The organism is Streptomyces sp. 6N223 (assembly GCF_052246635.1).
Lineage (GTDB): Bacteria > Actinomycetota > Actinomycetes > Streptomycetales > Streptomycetaceae > Streptomyces.
On record NZ_JBQQCA010000002.1, the window covers coordinates 27,353 to 47,039 of the forward strand.

The following is a 19,687-nucleotide window of genomic DNA, read 5'->3' on the forward strand; positions in this document are numbered from 1 at the left end:
AACCCGCCTGACCGCTCCCCCACCAGGAGGTTCCCTTGCCGTTGACCCGCAGGCGCCTGCTCGGAGCAGGCGCCGCCGGCACCGCCGCCGCCCTCGCCGCCCCGGCCCTCGCCGGGTGCGGCGCGGGCGGCGCGCCCGACCTGGCGGCGGCCGCCACCGTCCCCGAGGGCCCGATCCGGCTCAGCTGGTGGTCCTTCCGGCTGGCCACCAACGACGGCGGCGACCTGCGCCCCGCCCTCATCGACGCCTTCCGCCGGCGCCACCCGAACATCTCCGTCGAGACGATCGAGGCCCCGGCCAACACCGACATCACCCGCACCACCATCTCCACGATCGTGGCCAGCGGCGCGGCGACGCCCGACCTCTACATGGGCGACATCGCCTGGCCCGCGCAGTTCGCGTACAACGCCCTCGCCCTGCCGCTCGGCTCCGTCGTGCCGCCGGGCACCTGGCGCCGCTACCCCGAGGCGGTGATCCGGGCGATCTCCTTCCAGGACCAGGTCTACGCCTTCCCCTTCTACGCCGACCAGGCGTACCTGTACTACCGCACGGACCTGCTGGACAAGCACTCCCTGGACGTGCCACGCACCTGGGAGGAGCTGGCCGACGCCGCCGAGACCGTCGTCCGGGCGGGCGACGCCGAGGTCGGCCTGGCGATGCAGGGCGCCGTGTACGAGGGGCTGACCTGCAACGTCGCCGAGTTCGTGGCGGACGCGGGCGGCAGCCTCCTCGACCCGTCCGGCACCCGCGTCACCTTCGGCGGCCCGGCCGGGGAGCGCACCCTGGCCTTCCTCGACGAGGCGGTGACGCGCGGCGTGATCCCCACGGCCACCTCCACCTTCCGGGAGCAGGACACGACGGACGCCTTCACCGGCGGCGAGGCGCTCTTCCTGCGCAACTGGGCGTACGTGTGGGGCGTGGTCGACGCCGAGGACTCCCCGGTGCGGGGCAGGGTCGGCGTCGCGCCCCGCCCCGGCTTCGACGGCGAGCCGCGAGACGGCCACGGCTGCCTCGGCGGCTGGTGCAACCTCGTCAACCCGCACTCGGAGAACCTGGGCGCGGCCGTCGCCTTCGCCCGCTTCTGCGCCGAGGAGGAGGCGCAGGCGACGATGATGCGCACGTCGGCGTACCTGCCCGCCCTCGCCGCCCTGCGCGACAGCGCGGAGGCGCGGGCCTCCGACACGCCGACCCTGGCCCTGGCGAGCGAGGTCGGCCTGGTGTCCCGGCCCTCCCAGTCGCCGCGCTACCCGCAGGTCAGCAAGGCGGTCTACACGCACGTCAACACGGTGCTCAACGGCGGCTCCTCGCCGCGCGACGCGCTCGCCTCCGCCCGCTCCGAGATGGCGGACGCCCTGGAAGGGAAATCGCTGTGAACGCCGCGACCCGTCAGCCGACGAGCATCAGGGAACGGCGGGCGCGCACCGGCTGGTACTACACCGCCCCGGCGCTGATCGTCGTCGCCGCCGTCACCATCTTCCCCGTCGCCTACTCCGTGGCCATGGGCTTCACCCAGGTGCGGCTCACCTACGACGGCATGGAGATCGAGAACTGGACGATCTCCAACTACACCACCATGCTGACCTCCCCGGCCTGGCTGGACGCCCTGGTCTTCACCGTCGGGTACACCATCGTCACGGTCGCGATCGAGCTGGCCCTCGGCACCGCCGTCGCCGTCCTCCTGGACCGCCTGGAGGTCGGACGCGGCTGGCTGCTGGCGTTGCTGCTCATCCCCTGGTCGATGATCACGGTCGTCTCCGCGCAGCTGTGGGGCTACCTCTACAACGCCTCCTACGGCGCCGTCACCTGGATGTTCGGCCTCGTCCAGGCCGAGCCGCCGGTGATCCTCGGCACGCCCGCGCCCGCGATCACCGCCATGGCCGTCGCCGACATCTGGAAGACGACGCCGTTCGTGGCCGTGATCGTCCTGGCCGGCCTGGTCCGCGTCCCGCGCGAGCGCTACGAGGCGGCCGAGGTGGACGGCGCGGGCGAGTGGCGCACCTTCTTCAGCATCGTCGTGCCCGCCCTCCGCCCCGTCATCGCCGTCGCCGTCCTCTTCCGCGTGCTCCAGGCGTTCGGCATCTTCGACCTCCCCTTCGTCCTCACCCAGGGCGGGCCGGGCACCGCCACCCAGTCCCTCGCGATCCTGGGCTACAAGTCCCTTTTCCAGGACCTCAACATGGGCATGGGCGCGGCCATCGCCACCACCACCGGCGTGCTGGTCCTCGGCTGCTGCCTGCTCTTCCTCAGACTCTTCCGCTCCCAGGTCGAGGAAGGGGAAGGGGGCGCGGCATGAGCTGGGCACGCCGCACGCGCCGCACCGGCGTACGCCGCTACGTCAACCCCGTCACGCTCGGCGGCCTCGTCCTCGTCGTCATCACGGCGGCGCCGCTGCTGTGGATGGCGCTGACCTCCTTCAAGACGCCCGTCGAGGCGGGCGCCTCCCCACCGACCGTCATCCCCGAGGACCCCACGCTCGACAACTACCACGACGCCCTCGTCACGGCCGACATGGGCCGCTACCTGTTCAACAGCGCCGTCGTCTGCGTCAGTTCGACGGCCGTCGTGCTGGGCCTGGCCCTCTTCGCCGGCTACGCCCTCGCCCGCCTGCCGATGCGCGGCCGCGCGCCCATCATGGTCGGCCTGCTGATGATCTCCGTCTTCCCGGTGATCGCCGTCGTGACCCCCCTCTACCTGGTCGAACGCCAGCTGGGGCTGCTCAACTCCTACCCCGGCCTGATCGTCCCCTACGTCGCCTTCCACCTCCCCTTCGCGATCTGGATGCTGCGCAACTCGCTCCTCGACATACCGACCGAGCTGGAGGAACAGGCCACGATCGACGGCGCGACCGCCAACCGCACCCTCTTCTCGGTGATCCTGCCGCAGGCGGGCCCGGCGCTCTTCACGGCGGGGGTCTTCACCTTCACGGCGTGCTGGACGGAGTTCCTGATGGCGCTGACGCTCAACAGCGAGAACAACCTGCGGACCATACCGGTCGGCATCGCGATCTTCGGCGACCGCTACCAGGTCCCCTACGGCACGATCTTCGCCGCCGCGATGGCGGCCACGCTGCCGATCGCGCTGCTGGTCCTGGTCTTCCGCCGGGCGGTGCTGTCGGGCCTGACGGACGGGGCGGTGAAGGGGTAGCCGGTAGACCGCCCGCGCAGCGGATTCAGTTGAAGATTTTGGTAGATGCGAACTACGTAGAAGCGATCTACGTAGAAGCGATCTACGTAGAAGCGATCTACGTAGAAGCCGGCTTCGTAGATCGCATCTACCTACCGAACGCCTCCATCGCGGTGCCAGGCGGCGATCAGCTCCTCCGGTCCGTACACCGCCGTCAGGCCCGCGCACTTGACGCCACTGCGGGAGACCGCGACCAGCGGCACGGGGTCGTCCGTGATCGCCGCCCGGTGCTTGTGGAGCGCCGCGAGGTCGTGCGCGTCGAACGGGGAGCCCTCCAGCCACTTGATCGATCCCAGGAACAGCAGTCGCTTGACGACGGGCTGCCGATCCGCGCCGACGAGGTCGATCTCGACCTCGTTGCCGCGCGTCCAGTAACCGCCGACGACTGGCGCCGCAGGCAGATCGCCGTCGGGCAGGATGCGGGCCAGCGAATCGCGGATCAGCGGCTCGACCGCCCGCCCCCGCCAACTGGTCCACTGTTCCTGGATCCGCGTCAGGGTCAGGTCGCCGCGCATGCGCTCGATCTCCGCCATGTGCGGTTCGAGGAACGCCAGCCAGAAGCGGAGGTATGGATCGGCGATGCGGTAGCGGCGTTCCCTGGAGGGGCGCAGCGAGACGGGCAGTTCGGCGGCCACCACTCCCTTGCTCGTCAGCAGCTCCGCCGCCCTGGTGAGGGTGGTGTGGGCGATGCCGCCCGCCGCACGGGCGATGTTGCTGAACGTGCGCTCTCCCGCGCCGATGGCCCGCAGCACCTCCCAGCCCATCGCCCGCGGCGGGAACTCCGCCGCCAGCGAGCGTTCCGCCGAGACGAGGAGAGCGGAGATCGGGTTGTCCAGCGATGCCCGGAGGAAGTCCCACAGGCCGTCCCCGGCGCGCCACTCCCGGCAGACGAGCGGCAGTCCGCCGGTGACGAGAGCCGCGTCGAACGCCGTGGCGGGGGCGAGGTCGAGCATGTCGGCGATATCGGCCGGGTTGAGCGGCCCCACCACTATCTCGCGCCCCCGCTGGTGGAAGGGCCGCTCGTAGCTGTTGAGGGCCTCCATCATCGACAGGTCCGAGCCGATGAGCAGCAGCAGCACCGGCTTGCGGCTGAGCTGACGGTCCCAGGCCCGTTGCAGCATGCCTTCGAAGGCATCGACGCGGTTCATGAGGTACGGGACCTCGTCCATCACCACCACGCTGGGGGTGTCGTCGGGCAGGATCTCCGCCAGGAGCCTGAACGCCGCGTTCCACTGCCGCGGGGCCTCCTCGACGAACAGCTCGCGGTCCGGCAGCGTCGAATCGCGCACCGCTTCGACCAGTTCCGCCAGCTCCGCCTCCGCCGGCTGGCCCGCCGCGGTGAAGAAGACGCTGGGCACCTCGGCACGCCGGAGGAACTCCTCCACCAGGCTGGACTTGCCGATCCGGCGGCGTCCCCGGATGAGGACGCACTGGCCAGGCTTGCCGCCCGGCCGCGGCCCTGTGGCCGAGCGGACCTCGTCGAGAACATCCCGGAGCACGCGCAGCTCGCGCTGCCGCCCGATGAAGCGATGCACGCGGCACCCCTCGCTTAGTTACGCCAGCGATAGTATCGCCCTTGATACTACCGCCAGCGCTAGCATTGCCGCCCTCTCAGCACGCGCAGCCAACCCCTCCCACCGGCGCCGTCAGCGGGTCGGCCGCCCGCCGCTCCCTCCCCGCCGCCGTCTCCACGGGGAAGCCCTCCCGCACCCAGTACTCGACGCCGCCGATCATCTCCCTCACCTCGTAGCCGAGCCGCGCCAGCGCGAGCGCGGCGCGGGTGGCGCCGTTGCAGCCGGGCCCCCAGCAGTACGTGACGACCGGGACCGCCTGGTCCAGCAGCCCCGGCGCGCGGGCGGGGATCTCGGCGGTGGGCAGGTGGACGGCACCCGGGATGTGCCCCTGCGCCCAGCCCTCCGCCCCGCGCGAGTCGATCAGGACGAAGCCGGGCGCACCCGATTCGCGGGCGGCGTGAACGTCGGAGACGTCCGTCTGGAAGGCGAGCCGCGCGGCGAAGAACGCGGCGGCGCTGGCGTTGGCGCTGGCATTGGCGTTGACATCGATCATGTCCAAAACGCTACGGCGCCGCCCGCAGCTCGCGAACCCACGATCCACGGCGTTCGGCTTGCCTCACCGCCGATCCCACGGCATTCTCCGCCCATGACCACGGATAGCCCATCCACCACCCTGGACGAGACGGACATGCGCATCCTGGCGGCCCTGCAACGCGACGGCCGAGCGAGCTACGCCGAGCTGGCCCGCGCGGTCGCGATGTCGCCCAGCGCCGTCACCGAGCGCGTGCGGCGGCTGGAGTCCAGCGGCGTCATCAGCGGCTACGCCGCCGTCGTCGACCCCGAACGCCTGGGCTTCACCATCCTCGCCTTCGTCCGCGTCGCGTACCCCACCGGCAACTACAAGCCGTTCCACGACCTGCTCGACACCACCCCCGAGATCATCGAGGCCCACCACGTGACCGGCGAGGACTGCTTCGTCCTCAAGGTCCTGGCCCGCTCCATGCGCGACCTCGAACGCACCACGGGCCGCATCGCCACCCTCGGCACCGTCACCACCAGCGTCGTCTACTCCAGCCCGCTCCCCGGCCGCGCGATCACGTGACGTGAACGCCCTAGTGTTCGTAGTCCCGGGCCAGCTCATCCCAGGCGATGTCGCGGAGGGCGGCCGGATCGACGCTCTCGCCCGACGGGAGGTCCGGCGTGGGCTGGAACCAGACGACGGCGAGCGCGGAGAAGGTCCAGCCGTCGTCGTTGGCCGGGTCGATCGCCCCGGACTCGAACACGCCGATGCAGGCCACGGCGGGCAGCATCTCCACACGCCCGAGCGCGCCTGGCAGCAGGTCCGGGTATTCGATGACGGGCGGCACCAGATGGACGGGCAGGTCGGGGTACGCCTCCTCAGCGGCACGCACGCGTCTCCGGATGATGGAGTCGTTGGCGTGCTTGGACGGTTGGCCCACGATCATCCCGGCGTAGGTCGAGGACATCCGCACCTCGGAGAGGTTGATCGACCGGCGGGAGGCGAGGACCATCCAGCTCAAGGACATGTCCAGACCCTATGCGCGGACGCAGGCGCGCCTGCTCCCCACCTCCCCCGCCTCCGCCCCCGCCGTCACCGCCACTGCCGAAGCCGAAACCGTCATATCCGCCGCCCGAACCGCCACCTCCCGAGTCGCTGGTGCGAAAGAGGCGGTAACGGCCGATGACGTCCCTGATCTCGAACTCGTACCGACCCAGGTACTCAGCGATCCATCAAATACCTAGCCAGGGGACGCACCGCTTTAGCGGGGTGGGGAATGGCTTCTTTGGCCCGCTCTGACATCAGCGGGACCCACGGATCTGCGCTGTTCACCCTGTACTGCTTCTCTCTCCGTACTAGACCTAGCGGGTAGGTATAGTGATCGCGTGACTGTGACCAGGAAGGTTCGCCGATTCTCCGGCGGCGTGTACGACCTCGGGCTCCACGTGGTGTGGTGCCCGAAGTACCGCCGTCCGGTTCTCGGTGGCCGGGTCGCAGCACGTCTGGACGAGCTGGTCCGGGCCAAGGCGGAGGAGCGCGGGTGGGAGATCATCGCCCTTGAGGTGATGCCCGACCATGTGCACCTTTTCGTCAAGCACGGTCCGAAGGACTCGGCATCGTTCGTGGCGAACCAGTTCAAGGGCTTCACCTCCCGCGTACTGCGGGCGGAGTTCCCGCACCTGAAGTCGCAGATGCCCACGCTGTGGTCGTCGTCGTACTTCGCCGCCTCCGTCGGCGCGGTCAGCGCCGCGACGGTGGAGAAGTACATCAATACCCAGTGGGAGCGCCCCTGGAAGAAGGGCGAGAAGGAGGCGTGGAAGTGATACGCGCCTACAAGTTCCTTCTCCGCCCTACCGTGCGCCAGGAGCAGGCCCTTGCCGAGATGCTGCGGGATCATTGCTCGCTCTACAACGGGGCGTTGCAGGAACGCCGCGACGCCTACCGGCACGCCTCCAAGACCTCGGTCAGGTACGGGGATCAGTCCGCGCAGCTCAAGGAGATCCGCGCCTTCGATCCGGAAGGGCAGGGGCGCTGGTCGTTCTCCTCGCAGCAGGCAACAATTCGTCGTCTGGACAAGGCGTTCGCTGCGTTCTTCAAGCGCGTGAAGGCCGGTCTCACGCCCGGATACCCGCGCTTCAAGGGCATCGGGCACTTCGACACGGTGACCTTCCCGAAGGACGGGGACGGCTGCCGCTGGGACTCCACCCCTCGTGACCGCCAGACCCGTGTCCGGCTGCAAGGCGTCGGGCACGTCCGCGTGAACCAGCACAGACCCCTGAAGGGCCGCGTCAAGACGATCAGTATCAAGCGAGAAGGCCGCCGTTGGTATGTCGTCCTCACTTGTGACGACGTACCAGCCGAGCCGTTTCCGGCTACAGGAAGCAGCATCGGTATCGACATGGGTGTGGTGCACTTCTACACCGACTCCAACGGCGAACACGTCAAGAACCCGCGCTTCCTTGAACGCATGGCCGGGGAGCTGGAGAAGGCGCAGCAGCACCTTTCGACGTTCCCCAAGCGCACCCGGAGGCGGACGAAGAAGCACAGGGCTGCCGCCCGGAAGGTCGCCAAGCTGCACGCCAAGATCCGGCGCCAGCGCCTCGACCACCACCACAAGGCCGCGAACGCGCTGATCCGCGATCACGACGTGATCGGATACGAGAAGCTGAACCTTGCCGGCATGACCAAGACGCCCGCACCCAAGCCCGACCCCGAACAAGACGGCGCGTTCCTCCCGAATGGTGCCGCCGCCAAGGCCGGGCTCAACAAGAGCATCCTCGACGTGGGCGTGGGACTCTTCCTGAACATACTGGCGAACAAGGCTGAGAGTGCCGGTCGCCTGGTGGTTCCGGTGGACCCCCGCAACACATCCCGCACGTGCCCGCTCTCCGCAGGAGGCTGCGGACACGTCGCCAAGGACAACCGCGTCACCCAATCGAAGTTCGAGTGCATCAACTGCGGCTGGTCCGGCAATGCCGACCACGTGGGCGCACTGAACGTTCAGCACAGGGCCGGGCTGGTCCTCTGCGTCGCTGCTTAGCCAGCGATGCAGGAAGCCCGCGACTTTAGTCGTGGGTGGAGTCACCGACCACACGGCCACGGGCTTGGGGTCGTAGTCCACTAAGCCGGACTCCGCCCGGCACAGCAGGCACTGCGACACGTACGTCGCCACGGGCGCCCCCGGCGCCCGCTCGGCGGTGAGCGCGAAGTCCGCGCCCCGGAGGGTGACGTTGGGGCTCACCGGCCTTGCTGCCCCGCCTTCTTGAGTGCTTCGAGGTGCCTGCGCACCTCCTCGTCGAGCTTCTTCTGCCGCTCCCTCAACTCCGCGAGGCTGGGCAACTGTTGTTGCTGCTGCTCCTGGTCGTTCTGCTCGGTCACGTCGTCAACCACCACAAATCTCAACGAATCCCGAGAAGTCATCCCCCGAGGGGGTTCGGACCAACTACCTTGAGTATGCCGATCGTTGCCCAGCGACGTTTGGCCTGGCAGAAGGCCCCTGTCCCATCTTCAAGATGGGAAGGACAAAGGGATGGAAAGGTGACATTCGAGCCCAAGGATCTGGACCCGTACCTGTCGGTGAGGCACTTCTACGGCTCCCGCCTGCGTCGCCTCCGCGAGCGCGCGGACTGGGGGCTGGAGGTGGCGGCCGCCAAGCTCAACGTCAGCAAGAGCACGCTCTCCCGCCTGGAACTCGCCGAGACCCCGCCACAGGACGGCTTCAGCGAGATCGCCGACCGCGTGTTTGAGACCGGTGGGTGGTTCGTCGATCTCTACGAGCTGCTCAAGCTGGAGATCCACCCGGACCAGTACAAGCACCGGATGGAGTGGGAGGCCAAGGCCCACACCATCGAGGAGTACGCCGGGATGAGCGTCCCCGGTCTGCTCCAGACGGAGGCGTACGCCCTCGCCTCCTTCCGCGTCGGCGATCCCCGGCGGACCAAGAAGGAGATCCAGCGACTGATGGACGGCAGGCTGGGCCGCCAGGCGCGGCTGCGCTCGGCCAACTCACCGGAGTACTCGGCAATACTGGACGAGGCAGCCATCCGGCGGCCGGTCGGCGGCCCGGCCGTGATGCGGGCGCAACTCGCCTCCCTCATCGAACAGGTCGAGCGGCCCAACGGCGTCGTTCAGCTGATCCCGTTCGCACACGGAGAGCACGCCCTGACAGGGGGCTTGCTGACGCTGATGACCATCGACGATGGCACCACGGTCGCCTGGGAGGAGAGCATCGATTCCGGGACGCTCATCGAGGACCGGGAGCGGGTCAGGGCCCGCCAGCGGGCATACGATCGGCTGAGATCCCACGCGCTGTCTCCGCGCGAGACGGCGGCGTTTCTCGCAAGCGTCATGGAGGAACTGCCCGATGAGCACCATCCCTGACCTCTCCGGCGTGGAGTGGGTCAAGTCCAGCCACAGCAACAACAACGGTGGCTCCTGCGTCGAATGGGCACCCACGACCGCCGCCACCACCGGCACCGTCCCCGTCCGCGACTCCAAGAACCCCACCGGCCGGGCCCTCACCTTCCCGGCGGCAGCCTGGACGGCGTTCGTCTCCACGATCGCATCCGCCTGACGAGAACAGGCCCCTCCGCACCTCAGGCATGGCGGGGTGGAAGGACAACAACCAGCATGCGCTCCGCGCCATCCGAAGAAGAAGATCGCGAACGACGCAGGCGGATCCTGGACGCCTACCTGGCGGACTACGAGCGCCGCAAAGGTCCGTTCTCCCAGCAAGAGAAGGAGCGCGCGGAGCAGCTCCTCGACGAAGTGTTCGCCGAGGAGGAACGCCTGGCAGCGGAGTCCCTGCGGGACCAGCCGCCCATCACCAAGGCGGAGCCGGAGGCCATCCTCGGCTACGGTCCGGACGGCGTGTGATCCTCCGATCAAGGGATCCCCGTGCAGCATGTAGAGGTATGTTTAATAGAAACGTACCTCTACTTTTCTCGGGGCGGCCATGCGCAAACCCGCCGAGATGTTCGACCGCGACTACGAGTGGTCGGCGCTCACCCGTTTCATCACCGACGAGCAGGTCGGGGCCACCCTGGGCGTGGTCTCCGGACGCCGCCGCCAGGGGAAGACCTTCCTCCTGGACGCCGCCTGCCGCGTCGCCGGTGGCTTCTACTTCGGCGCGACCGAGGCGGCCGACGCCGAGTCGCTGCGGCGCATCAGCGCGGCGCTCACCGAGCACGCCCGGCCCGGCACCCCGTACCACTTCGCCGACTGGTCCGAGGCCATCGACGCGCTGCTCGGCCTGGGCGCTGGCTCTGACCGGCCCGTGCCGGTCGTGATCGACGAGTTTCCCTACCTCGCCAAGGCGAATCCCGAACTGCCCTCGATCATCCAGAACGCCCTGGGCCCGCTGCGCGAGCAGCGCACCGGCTCCCGCACCCGGCTCCTGCTGTGCGGCTCTGCGCTGTCCTTCATGGGCAAGCTGCTGTCCGGCAGCGCCCCCCTCCGCGGCCGGGCCGGGCTTGAGCTGGTCGTGCGCACCCTCGACCACCGGCTCGCCGCCGACTTCTGGGGCATCGGCGATCCCCGGTTGGCGCTCCAGGTCAATGCGATCGTCGGCGGCACGCCCGCGTACCGGCGTGAGTTCGCCCGTGGCGACACGCCGAGCGGGCCCGAGGACTTCGACGACTGGGTGGTGCGCACGGTCCTCAACCCCGAGACGCCGCTCTTCCGCGAGGCCCGGTACCTGCTGGCCGAGGAGCCCGACCTGCGCGACACGGCCCTGTACCTCTCCGTCCTGGGCGCGGTCGCCGACGGCAACGCCACCCGGGGCGGCATGGCCGGGTACCTGGAGCGCAAGGCCACCGACATCGCGCACCCCATCAACGTTCTCGAAGACGCCGGGCTGCTGCACCGGGACGCCGACGTCTTCCGCGACAACCGGCCGACCTATCGCATCGCCGAACCGCTGATCCGCTTTTACCACGCCATCATGCGACCGGTATGGGACCAGCTCGAACGCCCGGGCAACGCCGCCCGCGTCTGGCAGGCCAGCCGCCGTCGCTTCGTCAGCAACGTCCTCGGGCCCCACTTCGAACAGGTCTGCCGCGACTGGGCCCTGCACCACGCCGATCCCGAGCTGCTCGGCAGCCTGCCCGCGCGCGTCGGGCACGGCGTCGTACACGACAGCATGGCCCGCACCGGCCACGAGGTCGACGTCGCCGTCATCGGCATCCCTGACGGCCACGCCAAGCCGCCGCTGATCGCCATCGGCGAGGCCAAGTGGAACGACATGATGGGCGCCGCGCACGTCGAGCGCCTCCGGCACATCCGCGAGCTGATCGCCGCCACCGGGCGCTACGACACCACCGACACCCGCCTGCTCTGCTTCAGCGGCGCGGGATTCAACGGCAAGGCCCGCGCCGAGGTCGACGCCGACGCCAGTGTCCGGCTGATCGACCTGGCCACCCTGTACGGCTGTAGCACGTGAGATCGGGGTCGAACAGAGCGGGCTGGCTGGTCTGTTCGACCCCGATCTCTCAGGACACGGCTACGCCGCTGGCACCGGCACCGGCGCCGAGACGATGAAGTCCCGCAGCCGCTCGACGTACAGCCGCATGCTCTTGTACGCCACGTCGTTGTCCGGGTAGCGGCCGGCGAACTGGAGCCCCTCGTGGACCCGGGTGACCCACACGCACACCTGGTCGCCGTAGGACACCCGGATCAGCCCGTACGCCCTCAGCTCCTCCCACCGCTCCGACGCCGGGACGCCGCGCGCGTCGACGAAGGAGACGATGGAGTACAGGTCCGGAGAGGTCGGCCGGAAGTCCGAGCCCAGCAGGCCGAGCACGCGCGGAATCGGTATACGCGACAGCGGCCGGCTCTCCCGCAGGGCCGCGCGCACCATCGCCATGGCGTCGTCGAGATCCCGCGCCCGAGCCACCGGAATCTCGATCGGCGCGCCGCCCACGTACCAGCCCAGCGAGTCCGACCACTGCGACTTCACCCGCGTGTGGAAGGGCACGACGGTCCGGTACACGTCCTTCCCGGCGAGGTCGCGGACGATGAGGCCGGTGGCCGCGAGGACGCCGATCAGGCTGCCGCCGTGGGGGCGGCAGTACGCCTCGAACGCCGCCGCCTCCTCGGGGCCGGCGATCATCTCGTGCATGAACTTCTGGGTGGGCAGCGGCCCGTCGGGGTCGAGGCCGAGGTCGAGCGGCAGATTCGGCAGTTTGCCGCCGCAGCGGGCGATGAACTCCCGCCAGCGCGCGACGATCGCGTGCGTGTCGTCGATCTGGTCGGCGTTGCTCCGCTCGCTCGCGCAGAAGTCGACGTAGCTGGCGCTCGGCGTCGCCTCGACCGTGCGGCCCTCGACGCCGGCCGCGTAGAGCTCGTGGATCTCTGCCGTGATGCGCTGGATCGAGTAGGCGTCGACGTTGGTGTGGTCGAACGCCATGTAGACGCTCGTGCCCTCGTCCCGGACGACCGCCGTGTAGATGAAGTTCGGCCAGGTGAGCGCGTCCGCCGCGACGTCGAATCGGTCCTGCAGGTACTGGGTCAGCTTCTCGGCCTCGGGGAAGTCTCCGATGTCCTCGCGGCGCAGCACGAGGTCGTCCGCGTCCAGGGTGAAGCGCCGCATCTCGTCGCCGATCCAGCGGAAGCCGCTGCGCAGCGTCTCGTGCCGCAGGGTCCAGGCCCGCAGCGCCTCCTGGAGCACGTCGAGGTCGACCGGCCCGGGGATGTCGAACGCCGTCCCCAGCCAGGTCGGCACGAACAGGCCGTCCTCGCGCACCGACCGCGCGGTCCGGACGTGGGATTCCTGGATATACGCGGGCGGTCGGGAGTCGTCCGGCAGGCCGGTCGCCGCTTCGATGGTCGTCGAATCCAGCGTCCATTCGACCAGACGGCCGGGCCGGATCTCGCAGCGCTGGATATCGGTCATTCGCACAGGAGGGTCTCCGTTCACATGCCCTCGGCATCCCTCTGGATACACGCAGGGCAGGGGAGGGGTTCGCAAAGAATAGGCGCGGACAAATGCGCGCAGCGCGGCCACGCCATGGGGACAGTCCCCACCGGGCCGCCGTGATCAATAGTGATCGAGCGCCGTCGGCCGATACAACGGGACAAGCAGTCAGATGATGTAAAGGAAACGCCGCAGACCAGGCACGATGGCGTCAGAAGCGATCGGGTGTGAGCGCCCGATCCCCCTTCGGTGGTCCGTTCGGGCGATCATGTGGCCACGGCGTAGTGACACGCCTCACCCGCCCCCCGCTCCGCCCCCTCCCCCGCCCTTCCCCGCCCTTCCCTGGGGTGGGGCTGCCGCTGCTCGGGAGTGCCCCGTGCCGCGATCCCCCTTCGGCGGCGCCGGCCGAGCTGCTACAACCGTCGCATGGCCCGCGACGCGCACGTCCCCTTCGCCCTGCGCCGCCCGATGTACGCCCGCGACAGCGGGGAGGAGCACCGGGCGGCGACGCCGCTGGAGCTCTTCTTCGACCTGTGCTTCGTCGTGGCGGTCGCACAGGTCGCCGCGCAGCTCCACCACTACCTCAGCGACGGCCACGAGGCCACGGCCATCGGCAGCTACATCGCCGTCTTCTTCGCCATCTGGTGGGCGTGGATGAACTTCTCCTGGTTCGCCTCCGCCTACGACGTCGACGACGTGCCGTACCGGATCGCGGCGCTGGTGACGATCACCGGCGCGCTGGTGCTGGCGGCCGGGGTGCCGCGCGCCTTCTCCGACGACGACTTCGCGATCGCCGTCATCGGCTACATGATCATGCGCCTGGCGCTGATCAGCCTGTGGCTGCGCGCCGCCCGCGCGGACGTGGAGCGGCGGGCCACGGCCCGGCGTTACGCCCTGGGGCTGGCGGTCGTCCAGTCGCTGTGGGTGGCGTGGCTGGCCGTGCCGTCGTCCTGGCAGATGCCGGTCTTCGCGCTGTTCGCGCTCCTCGACCTGGCGGTCCCGGTCTGGGCCGAGCGAGCCGGGGCCACGCCCTGGCATCCGCGCCACATCGCCGAGCGCTACGGGCTGTTCACCATCATCGTGCTGGGCGAGTCGGTGCTCTCCGCGACCTTCGCCGTGCAGCAGGCGGTCGACGCGGACGAGGTGAGCGGCGAGCTGTTCGTGGTCGCCGGGGGCGGGCTGCTGACGGTCTTCGCCATGTGGTGGCTGTACTTCTCCAAGCCCGCGCACGCCTTCCTGAGCGAGTCGGGCAGGACCGCCTTCCTGTGGGGGTACGGCCACTGGATCGTCTTCGCCTCGGCGGCGGCGGTCGGCGCGGGCCTGGCGGTGAACGTCGACCACGTCACCCACCACGCCCACACCACCGCCACAGCGGCCTCGGCGGCGTTCACCGTGCCCGTGGCGGTCTTCCTGCTGGTGCTGTGGTTCCTCCAGGTGCGGCCCCACCACACGGGCCCGCTGCACGCGCTGCTCTTCCCGGCCGCCGCGCTGCTGGTGCTGCTGGCGACCTTCGCGGGGGACGCGGCGTCGGTGCTGGTGGCGGGCGTGGTGATGGCGGCGCTGGTGGGCTGCGGCACGTGGCTGGCGCGAGCGGGGGCCGGAGCAGGGGCCGGAGCGGGGACCGGAGCGGGGACCGATGTGCGCGACGACGTGAGTTGATCAGGACAGGGGCAGCCCTGAAATCCTTTCGCCCGTGCTCGCCTCGTCCGATAAAATTTGCGGGATTGTTTTCGCTGCTGGGAGCCAAGAGGTCCGCGTGCGACCTCCCCCGCATGGCCCAGGCTGAGAGTAGGTTCCGTTCATGGCATGTCGTATCAGTGAGCTCGTGCTCGATTGCCGCGACCCTGAGCTGCTGGCCCGGTTCTGGTGCGAGGTCCTGGACTTCGTCGTGCTCGATCGCGAGGACGACGGCACGCTGGAGATCGGGCCGCGCGAAGGGTTCGGCGGTCCGCAGCCGACGATCATCCTCAGTCGCAGCGATGAGCCGGAGAAGGCGAAGTCCCGGCTGCACATCGACGTCAACGCCACCGACCGCGATCAGGACGCCGAGCTCGAACGCCTTCTCAAGCTCGGTGCCCGCCCGGCCGACATCGGCCAGACAGGGGAGGAGCAGTGGCACGTCCTGGCCGACCCCGAAGGCAATGAGTTCTGCCTGCTCAAGGCCCGCCTCGCCCCCCTCTGACGCTCATCGGTCACACCTCGGCACCAGGGATCTGACCTGGAGCCTGGGCCCCTGGCACGAGCCACGGCCGCGCGGAATCTCTGGACAGTTCCGAGTGAAATTGGCACGCTGAGCGGCGTCACCCGACAGTCGAACATGAGATCGATGCCTCCTGGGGGCCCAGCCATGCCATCCGCCGACCTCGCACCGGAGGCCGCCGCCTTCTACGCCACCCACAGCACCTGCTCGGACCCTGGAGCCCTCGCTCCGCTCTACTCGGGACTGCCCGCCGACCGTGCCCAGCTCCTCACCGTTGCCCGGCATCTGATCATCCATCGCCTGGAGGGCGAACACTTCCACTACGCCATCCCGCGCGAGCGCCTCCACAACGACGCCGAGACGCGGTACGTCGACGACATCCTGCGGATCATCACCGAGCGGAACGACGCGCCACTCGCGCTGCGGCGCGAGTTCGCCGACCGCTTCGTCGGCGTCTGCCGCGACTTCGCGCTGCTCTACTGCTCCTTCCTGCGCCAGGCGGGCATCCCGGCGCGCCTGCGCTCCGGCTTCGCCGACTACTGGGGCGCGGACGGCTTCCACTTCGATCACGTGGTCACCGAGTACTGGGACGACGAGCGCGGCTGGCTGCTGGCCGACCCGCAGCTGCCCGACCCGTCGATCACCGACAGGTACGAGGTGGACTTCGATCCGATGGACGTGCCACGCGACCGCTTCCTGGTCGCGGGCTCCGCCTGGCGGGCCATCCGCGCGGGCGAGGCGGACCCGAAGACGTTCGGGCTGCTCCTCCCGGACGGGCCCCTGGTGGGAGAGCGGTTCGTGGCGGGCAACATGCGGCTGGACCTCGCGGCGCTCAACAAGGTGGAGACGCTGCTGTGGGACGTCTGGGGGACGGAGGCGGACGGCGACGGGGAAATGACGGACGCGATTCGCGAGCTCTACGACCGCGTCGCCGAGGTGGCGGGCGACGACGTGCCCTTCGGCGCGGCGCGCACGCTGTTCACGGAGAACGACGAACTGCGGACGCCGGCCACGGTGCTGTCACTGGCACCGTTCAACGGCCCGGCCCAGGTCGCCCTGCGCGCGTGACGGCGCGTAGCGCAGGCCGCCCTAGCCGGAGGACGAGCCGGTGCCGCGCCCCTCGGCGCCGCCGACGACGCGGCGCAGCGCGCGTACCTCGTCCTCGATCGCCCGGGCGAGCGCGGGGTCCTCGCGGAGGATCCGCGCGGCGACGCGGTTGAGGTACTCCGCCCCCGTCAGCACGTGCGCGTCGGAGTCGTGCGGCGCCAGGAGCTGGGCGCGCAGCTCCCCGGAGAGCTCGGACCGCCGGGACGCGGGGACGGCGGACCGGTCGAGCTCCTCCAGCACCCGCGTGATGGCGCGCTCGTACGCCATGGGCAGGCGCGACCGCCGGTCGAGGCCGAAGCCGACGTCGGCCCCGCTCTGCCGCTGCTGGTACGCCGACCAGCTGGGGACCGCGTAGCGCTGCGGCTCCGCCGGGGGAGCCGGCCGCGCGTCGGGAGCCGCGTCCGCGCCCAGCGCGGGGCGGAAGCAGGGGTGGATGTGGAACTCGTCCTCGTCCGGCTGGACGGGGGCGCGCGTGCCGCCCACGTACACCACGTCGTTGCCGCGCCGCACGCCCAGGAAGTTGATGCTGAACAGCGCGTCCACGATGCCCTGCGGCGTGAGGTACTGGGCGTACGCCGGGTACTCGGCGTGCAGCGTCTCGCGGCGGCGCTCGAAGCGGGCCGCCAGCTCCTCCCGCGTCACGACCGGGCCGGCGTTCTCGAAGAAGGCGAAGAGGGCGCGCAGGAAGGGGTAGTTGACCAGGTACTCCTTGGCGAGGTCGGTCAGCTTCCACTGGGAGAACTGACGCGTCGCCTCCCACACGTCGATCTCGCCCACCACCGGATGGCCGTTGCCCGCCGCCGTGTCGCGGCACAGCGTCAGGAACTGGATGGCGTCGCGGGGCCGCAGAAGCGTGCGGGAGAAGAGGTAGTCGGGGGTGAAGGCGCCCTGCACGGTCTGGGGGAAGATGTCGCGCCACATCTCGACGTCGCCGACCTGCCGGCGCAGGGAGGCGCTGGCGCGGGCGACCGCCAGATCGCGCAGCGCCCGCTTGTCCCAGGCGATGCGCAGCTCGTCGCTGTGGAACTTGTCGCCGTCGGAGAAGTTGAGCGAGTCGTAGATGTCGGAGCGCAGGAACAGCACGCAGCGCGCGGCCCGGCCGTACTCGCTGGTGACGTGCTTGGCGGCGAGCAGCAGGCCGGTGACGAGGGCGTGGCTGTCGGGGTCGACGGTCCACACCTGTTCGAGCTGGTCGACGAGGAAGAGCAGCGGCGGGTGGGTCGCGGCGTAGTCCACCTCGGCGAAGGCGGCGGCCACGCCGCGCTCCAGCACCTCCAGCAGGCGCGTGGCGCGGGCGCCCTCCGACCCTCCGGCGCCGCCGCCGGCCAGCTCGGCGGACGCCTCGACGATGCCGAAGGCGTTCAGGGACAGGGACGCCGCCTGGAGCCCGAGCGCGCCGCGCCGCAGGTCGTCGTAGAGCCGCTCGTCCCCGGCCTCGTCGTTCGCCTTCAGGAACGCCCGCAGCGCCCGCACGGCGGCGGGCGCGCGGCGCCAGCGACGGGGGGTGTGGGCGACGAGGTGGCGCGCGGCGTGGACGGCGAAGACGTAGCGCCAGATCAGCGACTTGGCGGTGTCGGGGGTCAGCCCGCGCAGCTCGAAGCGCCGGATCTCGTCCCCGGCCGCGTCGTCGGGGGTGATGAGGACCGAGGCGCCGGCGTACCCGTCCTTGGAGGCCAGGCGCCGGCAGATCGCCGACTTGCCGGAGCCCTTGCGCCCGATGATCAGGCTCTTGCGGCCTGTCAGCGCGGCCTCGTACGCGGAGGTGGGAACGAAGCCCTCCCGCAGCAGCCCGTCCGCGAGATCGTTCTCCGCGTCGTCCCGCCCGAAGAACAGCCGCCGCACGACGTCCTGTTGACCGATCACGCCTTCCAGCGTAGGCCCCCGGCGCGAGGGCGGGTGTTACGGTCGTATGGTTCCGGCACAAGGGGGGCATCAGGGGGAGATCTGGCATGACGGAGCTGGCGAAGGGCGGGAACGCGCCGCTGGCCGACGGTGTGCCGGTGGCGGTGGAGCTGCGGTACGCGGGCGGGCCGCTCGACGTCAGCGCGCTGCTCCTCGGCCCGGACGGGCGGGTGCGCTCCGACGACGACATGGTCTTCTTCAACCAGCCCACCGCCGAAGCCGGCGCCGTCCGCCTCGAAGCAGAGCAACGCCTCACCATCCAGCCCCACGCCCTCCCGCCGGCCGTCGACCGCGTCGCCATCGTCGCCAGCTGCGACCCGGAGGACCCCGCCCGCACCTTCGCCGAGGTCAAGGAACTCTCCGCCTCCGCCACCCAGGACAGCCGGCAGGTCGTCTTCCCCGTCCCGCCCATGACCGAGGGCGAACGCGCCGCCGTGCTCCTGGAGATCTACCGCCGAGGCGACGGCTGGAAGATCCGCGCCGTCGGCCAGGGCTACGCCTCCGGACTCGCCGGCCTCGCCACCGACTTCGGCATCACCGTCGACGACGACCCCACGGCAGCCGAGCCCCCGGCGCCGGTCAGCATCAGCCTGGAGAAGAGCGGCCGCGTCTCGATCAGCCTCGACAAGCAGGACCGCGAACTCGTCGTCACCGCCTCGCTGGTGTGGGACGGCGGCAGCGACGAGCGGCGCGAGAAGGGCGCGGACCTCGACCTGTACGCGCTGTACGTGCCCGCCGCCACCGCGCTGCGCGGGTCCGTCGCGGCGGGCACCGTGGTGCGCCACGGCCACCGCCCGGAGGGCACGCCCCTGCGCACCGCCCCGCAGACGCCGCCGCCGCCCGCTCCGGACGAGAGTGGGAAGACGTCGCGGTGGCGGCGGAAGGCCAAGGAGCCCAGGCCCGAGGCGTACCGCCCCGACGAGACCAACGCCGTCTACTACCGCAGGCTGGGCTCGCTCGACGCCCCGCCGTACATCGCGCTCGAGGGCGACGCCCGCGTCCCCGGCCGCGAGACGATCCGCATCGCCCGCCCCGACGAGCAGGGATACGTGCTGCTGTGCGCGTACTCCGCGGTCGAGAACGGCGACGGCTCCTTCCGCGGTTTCGGCGCCCACGTCGAGGTCACCGACGGGCGCGGCTCCACCGTCACCGTTCCTCTCTACGAGGATCACGACTTCCGGTACTGGGTCGCGATCGCCTTTGTCGACTTCACCGAGCCCGAGGGCGCGGCCATCCGTCAGGTCGAGGAGTACGGCGCGCCGGACAGCGAGGAGCGGCCGGTGCTGCACCTCGACGGGACCATCGAGATGGACGCGGGCCCGATGGAGTTCAAGGACCTGGAGCCCTAG

At 70.3% G+C, this 19,687-nt stretch carries 20 protein-coding genes and 2 pseudogenes; 15 read left to right on the forward strand and 7 right to left on the reverse strand.

What is annotated here, in order from left to right; translation table 11 throughout:
- Positions 1 to 41: 41 nt before the first annotated feature.
- From ACTWQH_RS01835 to ACTWQH_RS01850, 4 genes and pseudogenes are all read left to right on the forward strand, one after another.
- Positions 42 to 1,373: an extracellular solute-binding protein gene (locus ACTWQH_RS01835; RefSeq protein WP_443284490.1), complete on the forward strand. Its 1,332-nt coding sequence runs from the start codon at positions 42 to 44 to the stop codon at positions 1,371 to 1,373.
- Positions 1,370 to 2,293: a carbohydrate ABC transporter permease gene (locus ACTWQH_RS01840; RefSeq protein ID WP_443284491.1), complete on the forward strand. Its 924-nt coding sequence runs from the start codon at positions 1,370 to 1,372 to the stop codon at positions 2,291 to 2,293. The genes ACTWQH_RS01835 and ACTWQH_RS01840 overlap by 4 nt, the downstream gene beginning before the upstream one ends.
- Positions 2,290 to 3,144, forward strand: a complete 855-nt coding sequence (locus tag ACTWQH_RS01845) for a carbohydrate ABC transporter permease (protein WP_443284492.1) — start codon at positions 2,290 to 2,292, stop codon at positions 3,142 to 3,144. The genes ACTWQH_RS01840 and ACTWQH_RS01845 overlap by 4 nt, the downstream gene beginning before the upstream one ends.
- Before the next feature lie 49 nt (positions 3,145 to 3,193).
- A pseudogene (locus ACTWQH_RS01850) lies at positions 3,194 to 3,253 on the forward strand (hypothetical protein); the annotation flags it as partial.
- A 22-nt stretch (positions 3,254 to 3,275) separates the two neighbouring features.
- Here ACTWQH_RS01850 and ACTWQH_RS01855 read toward each other — a convergent pair.
- A complete protein-coding gene (locus tag ACTWQH_RS01855; RefSeq protein ID WP_443284493.1) occupies positions 3,276 to 4,718 on the reverse strand; it encodes an ATP-binding protein in 1,443 nt (480 codons plus the stop codon).
- A gap of 76 nt (positions 4,719 to 4,794) precedes the next feature.
- Positions 4,795 to 5,250 (reverse strand): rhodanese-like domain-containing protein, encoded by a 456-nt coding sequence (locus tag ACTWQH_RS01860; RefSeq protein WP_443284494.1) that lies wholly within the window; start codon positions 5,248 to 5,250, stop codon positions 4,795 to 4,797.
- Positions 5,251 to 5,343: 93 nt separating this feature from the next.
- Here ACTWQH_RS01860 and ACTWQH_RS01865 point away from each other — a divergent pair, with 93 nt between their 5' ends.
- The gene (locus ACTWQH_RS01865; RefSeq protein ID WP_443284495.1) at positions 5,344 to 5,799 is read left to right on the forward strand and encodes an Lrp/AsnC family transcriptional regulator; all 456 of its coding nucleotides are present in this window, start codon (positions 5,344 to 5,346) and stop codon (positions 5,797 to 5,799) included.
- A 10-nt stretch (positions 5,800 to 5,809) separates the two neighbouring features.
- Here the strand turns inward: ACTWQH_RS01865 and ACTWQH_RS01870 are convergent, their stop codons facing one another.
- Entirely contained in the window at positions 5,810 to 6,244 is a 435-nt protein-coding gene (locus ACTWQH_RS01870) for a hypothetical protein (protein ID WP_443284496.1), read from the reverse strand.
- Positions 6,245 to 6,602: 358 nt separating this feature from the next.
- Between ACTWQH_RS01870 and tnpA the strand changes: the two genes are divergently transcribed.
- Together tnpA and ACTWQH_RS01880 are read left to right on the forward strand one after the other, a co-directional pair.
- On the forward strand, positions 6,603 to 7,040 hold the full coding sequence (gene tnpA / locus ACTWQH_RS01875; protein WP_443284497.1) for an IS200/IS605 family transposase: 438 nt from the start codon (positions 6,603 to 6,605) through the stop codon (positions 7,038 to 7,040).
- Positions 7,037 to 8,257 (forward strand): RNA-guided endonuclease InsQ/TnpB family protein, encoded by a 1,221-nt coding sequence (locus tag ACTWQH_RS01880; RefSeq protein ID WP_443284685.1) that lies wholly within the window; start codon positions 7,037 to 7,039, stop codon positions 8,255 to 8,257. The genes tnpA and ACTWQH_RS01880 overlap by 4 nt, the downstream gene beginning before the upstream one ends.
- 54 nt (positions 8,258 to 8,311) lie before the next feature.
- Here ACTWQH_RS01880 and ACTWQH_RS01885 read toward each other — a convergent pair.
- Positions 8,312 to 8,458 (reverse strand): annotated as a pseudogene (locus ACTWQH_RS01885) (DUF7848 domain-containing protein); the annotation flags it as partial.
- Entirely contained in the window at positions 8,455 to 8,595 is a 141-nt protein-coding gene (locus ACTWQH_RS01890) for a hypothetical protein (protein WP_443284498.1), read from the reverse strand. The pseudogene ACTWQH_RS01885 and the gene ACTWQH_RS01890, both read right to left, overlap by 4 nt.
- Positions 8,596 to 8,754: 159 nt before the next feature.
- Between ACTWQH_RS01890 and ACTWQH_RS01895 the strand changes: the two genes are divergently transcribed.
- The 4 genes from ACTWQH_RS01895 to ACTWQH_RS01910 all read left to right on the forward strand — a co-directional run bounded on the left by ACTWQH_RS01895 (position 8,755) and on the right by ACTWQH_RS01910 (position 11,656).
- Positions 8,755 to 9,597 carry a helix-turn-helix domain-containing protein gene (locus tag ACTWQH_RS01895; protein WP_443284499.1) on the forward strand — a complete coding sequence of 281 codons (843 nt, stop codon included), beginning with the start codon at positions 8,755 to 8,757 and terminating at the stop codon, positions 9,595 to 9,597.
- Positions 9,581 to 9,790 (forward strand): DUF397 domain-containing protein, encoded by a 210-nt coding sequence (locus ACTWQH_RS01900; protein ID WP_443284500.1) that lies wholly within the window; start codon positions 9,581 to 9,583, stop codon positions 9,788 to 9,790. Before ACTWQH_RS01895 ends, ACTWQH_RS01900 begins: the two co-directional genes overlap by 17 nt.
- A 56-nt stretch (positions 9,791 to 9,846) precedes the next feature.
- A complete protein-coding gene (locus tag ACTWQH_RS01905; protein WP_443284501.1) occupies positions 9,847 to 10,092 on the forward strand; it encodes a hypothetical protein in 246 nt (81 codons plus the stop codon).
- Between the two features lie 79 nt (positions 10,093 to 10,171).
- Positions 10,172 to 11,656: an AAA family ATPase gene (locus ACTWQH_RS01910; RefSeq protein WP_443284502.1), complete on the forward strand. Its 1,485-nt coding sequence runs from the start codon at positions 10,172 to 10,174 to the stop codon at positions 11,654 to 11,656.
- A 60-nt stretch (positions 11,657 to 11,716) separates the two neighbouring features.
- On the opposite strand, the gene ACTWQH_RS01915 is transcribed toward ACTWQH_RS01910, so the two are convergent.
- Entirely contained in the window at positions 11,717 to 13,108 is a 1,392-nt protein-coding gene (locus ACTWQH_RS01915) for a condensation domain-containing protein (RefSeq protein WP_443284686.1), read from the reverse strand.
- Between the two features lie 447 nt (positions 13,109 to 13,555).
- Here ACTWQH_RS01915 and ACTWQH_RS01920 point away from each other — a divergent pair, with 447 nt between their 5' ends.
- From ACTWQH_RS01920 to ACTWQH_RS01930, 3 genes are all read left to right on the forward strand, one after another.
- Positions 13,556 to 14,788, forward strand: a complete 1,233-nt coding sequence (locus tag ACTWQH_RS01920; RefSeq protein ID WP_443284503.1) for a low temperature requirement protein A — start codon at positions 13,556 to 13,558, stop codon at positions 14,786 to 14,788.
- Between the two features lie 142 nt (positions 14,789 to 14,930).
- A complete protein-coding gene (locus tag ACTWQH_RS01925) occupies positions 14,931 to 15,311 on the forward strand; it encodes a VOC family protein (RefSeq protein WP_443284504.1) in 381 nt (126 codons plus the stop codon).
- Positions 15,312 to 15,476: 165 nt separating this feature from the next.
- Positions 15,477 to 16,397 carry a transglutaminase-like domain-containing protein gene (locus ACTWQH_RS01930; RefSeq protein WP_443284505.1) on the forward strand — a complete coding sequence of 307 codons (921 nt, stop codon included), beginning with the start codon at positions 15,477 to 15,479 and terminating at the stop codon, positions 16,395 to 16,397.
- Positions 16,398 to 16,418: 21 nt separating this feature from the next.
- Here the strand turns inward: ACTWQH_RS01930 and ACTWQH_RS01935 are convergent, their stop codons facing one another.
- On the reverse strand, positions 16,419 to 18,299 hold the full coding sequence (locus tag ACTWQH_RS01935) for a P-loop ATPase, Sll1717 family (protein ID WP_443284506.1): 1,881 nt from the start codon (positions 18,297 to 18,299) through the stop codon (positions 16,419 to 16,421).
- An 86-nt stretch (positions 18,300 to 18,385) separates the two neighbouring features.
- Between ACTWQH_RS01935 and ACTWQH_RS01940 the strand changes: the two genes are divergently transcribed.
- Positions 18,386 to 19,687, forward strand: coding sequence for a TerD family protein (locus tag ACTWQH_RS01940; RefSeq protein WP_443284507.1), 1,302 nt, complete (start codon positions 18,386 to 18,388; stop codon positions 19,685 to 19,687).

What these genes read in the sequence shown, in the direction of transcription:
- ACTWQH_RS01845 (WP_443284492.1), top strand. Translation starts at nt 2,290, where the DNA reads ATGAGCTGGGCACGCCGCACGCGCCGCACCGGCGTACGCCGCTACGTC.
- ACTWQH_RS01860 (WP_443284494.1), bottom strand. Translation starts at nt 5,250, where the DNA reads ATGATCGATGTCAACGCCAATGCCAGCGCCAACGCCAGCGCCGCCGCG.
- ACTWQH_RS01865 (WP_443284495.1), top strand. Translation starts at nt 5,344, where the DNA reads ATGACCACGGATAGCCCATCCACCACCCTGGACGAGACGGACATGCGC.
- ACTWQH_RS01870 (WP_443284496.1), bottom strand. Translation starts at nt 6,244, where the DNA reads ATGTCCTTGAGCTGGATGGTCCTCGCCTCCCGCCGGTCGATCAACCTC.
- ACTWQH_RS01900 (WP_443284500.1), top strand. Translation starts at nt 9,581, where the DNA reads ATGAGCACCATCCCTGACCTCTCCGGCGTGGAGTGGGTCAAGTCCAGC.
- ACTWQH_RS01905 (WP_443284501.1), top strand. Translation starts at nt 9,847, where the DNA reads ATGCGCTCCGCGCCATCCGAAGAAGAAGATCGCGAACGACGCAGGCGG.
- ACTWQH_RS01910 (WP_443284502.1), top strand. Translation starts at nt 10,172, where the DNA reads ATGCGCAAACCCGCCGAGATGTTCGACCGCGACTACGAGTGGTCGGCG.
- ACTWQH_RS01915 (WP_443284686.1), bottom strand. Translation starts at nt 13,108, where the DNA reads ATGACCGATATCCAGCGCTGCGAGATCCGGCCCGGCCGTCTGGTCGAA.
- ACTWQH_RS01920 (WP_443284503.1), top strand. Translation starts at nt 13,556, where the DNA reads ATGGCCCGCGACGCGCACGTCCCCTTCGCCCTGCGCCGCCCGATGTAC.
- ACTWQH_RS01925 (WP_443284504.1), top strand. Translation starts at nt 14,931, where the DNA reads ATGGCATGTCGTATCAGTGAGCTCGTGCTCGATTGCCGCGACCCTGAG.
- ACTWQH_RS01930 (WP_443284505.1), top strand. Translation starts at nt 15,477, where the DNA reads ATGCCATCCGCCGACCTCGCACCGGAGGCCGCCGCCTTCTACGCCACC.
- ACTWQH_RS01940 (WP_443284507.1), top strand. Translation starts at nt 18,386, where the DNA reads ATGACGGAGCTGGCGAAGGGCGGGAACGCGCCGCTGGCCGACGGTGTG.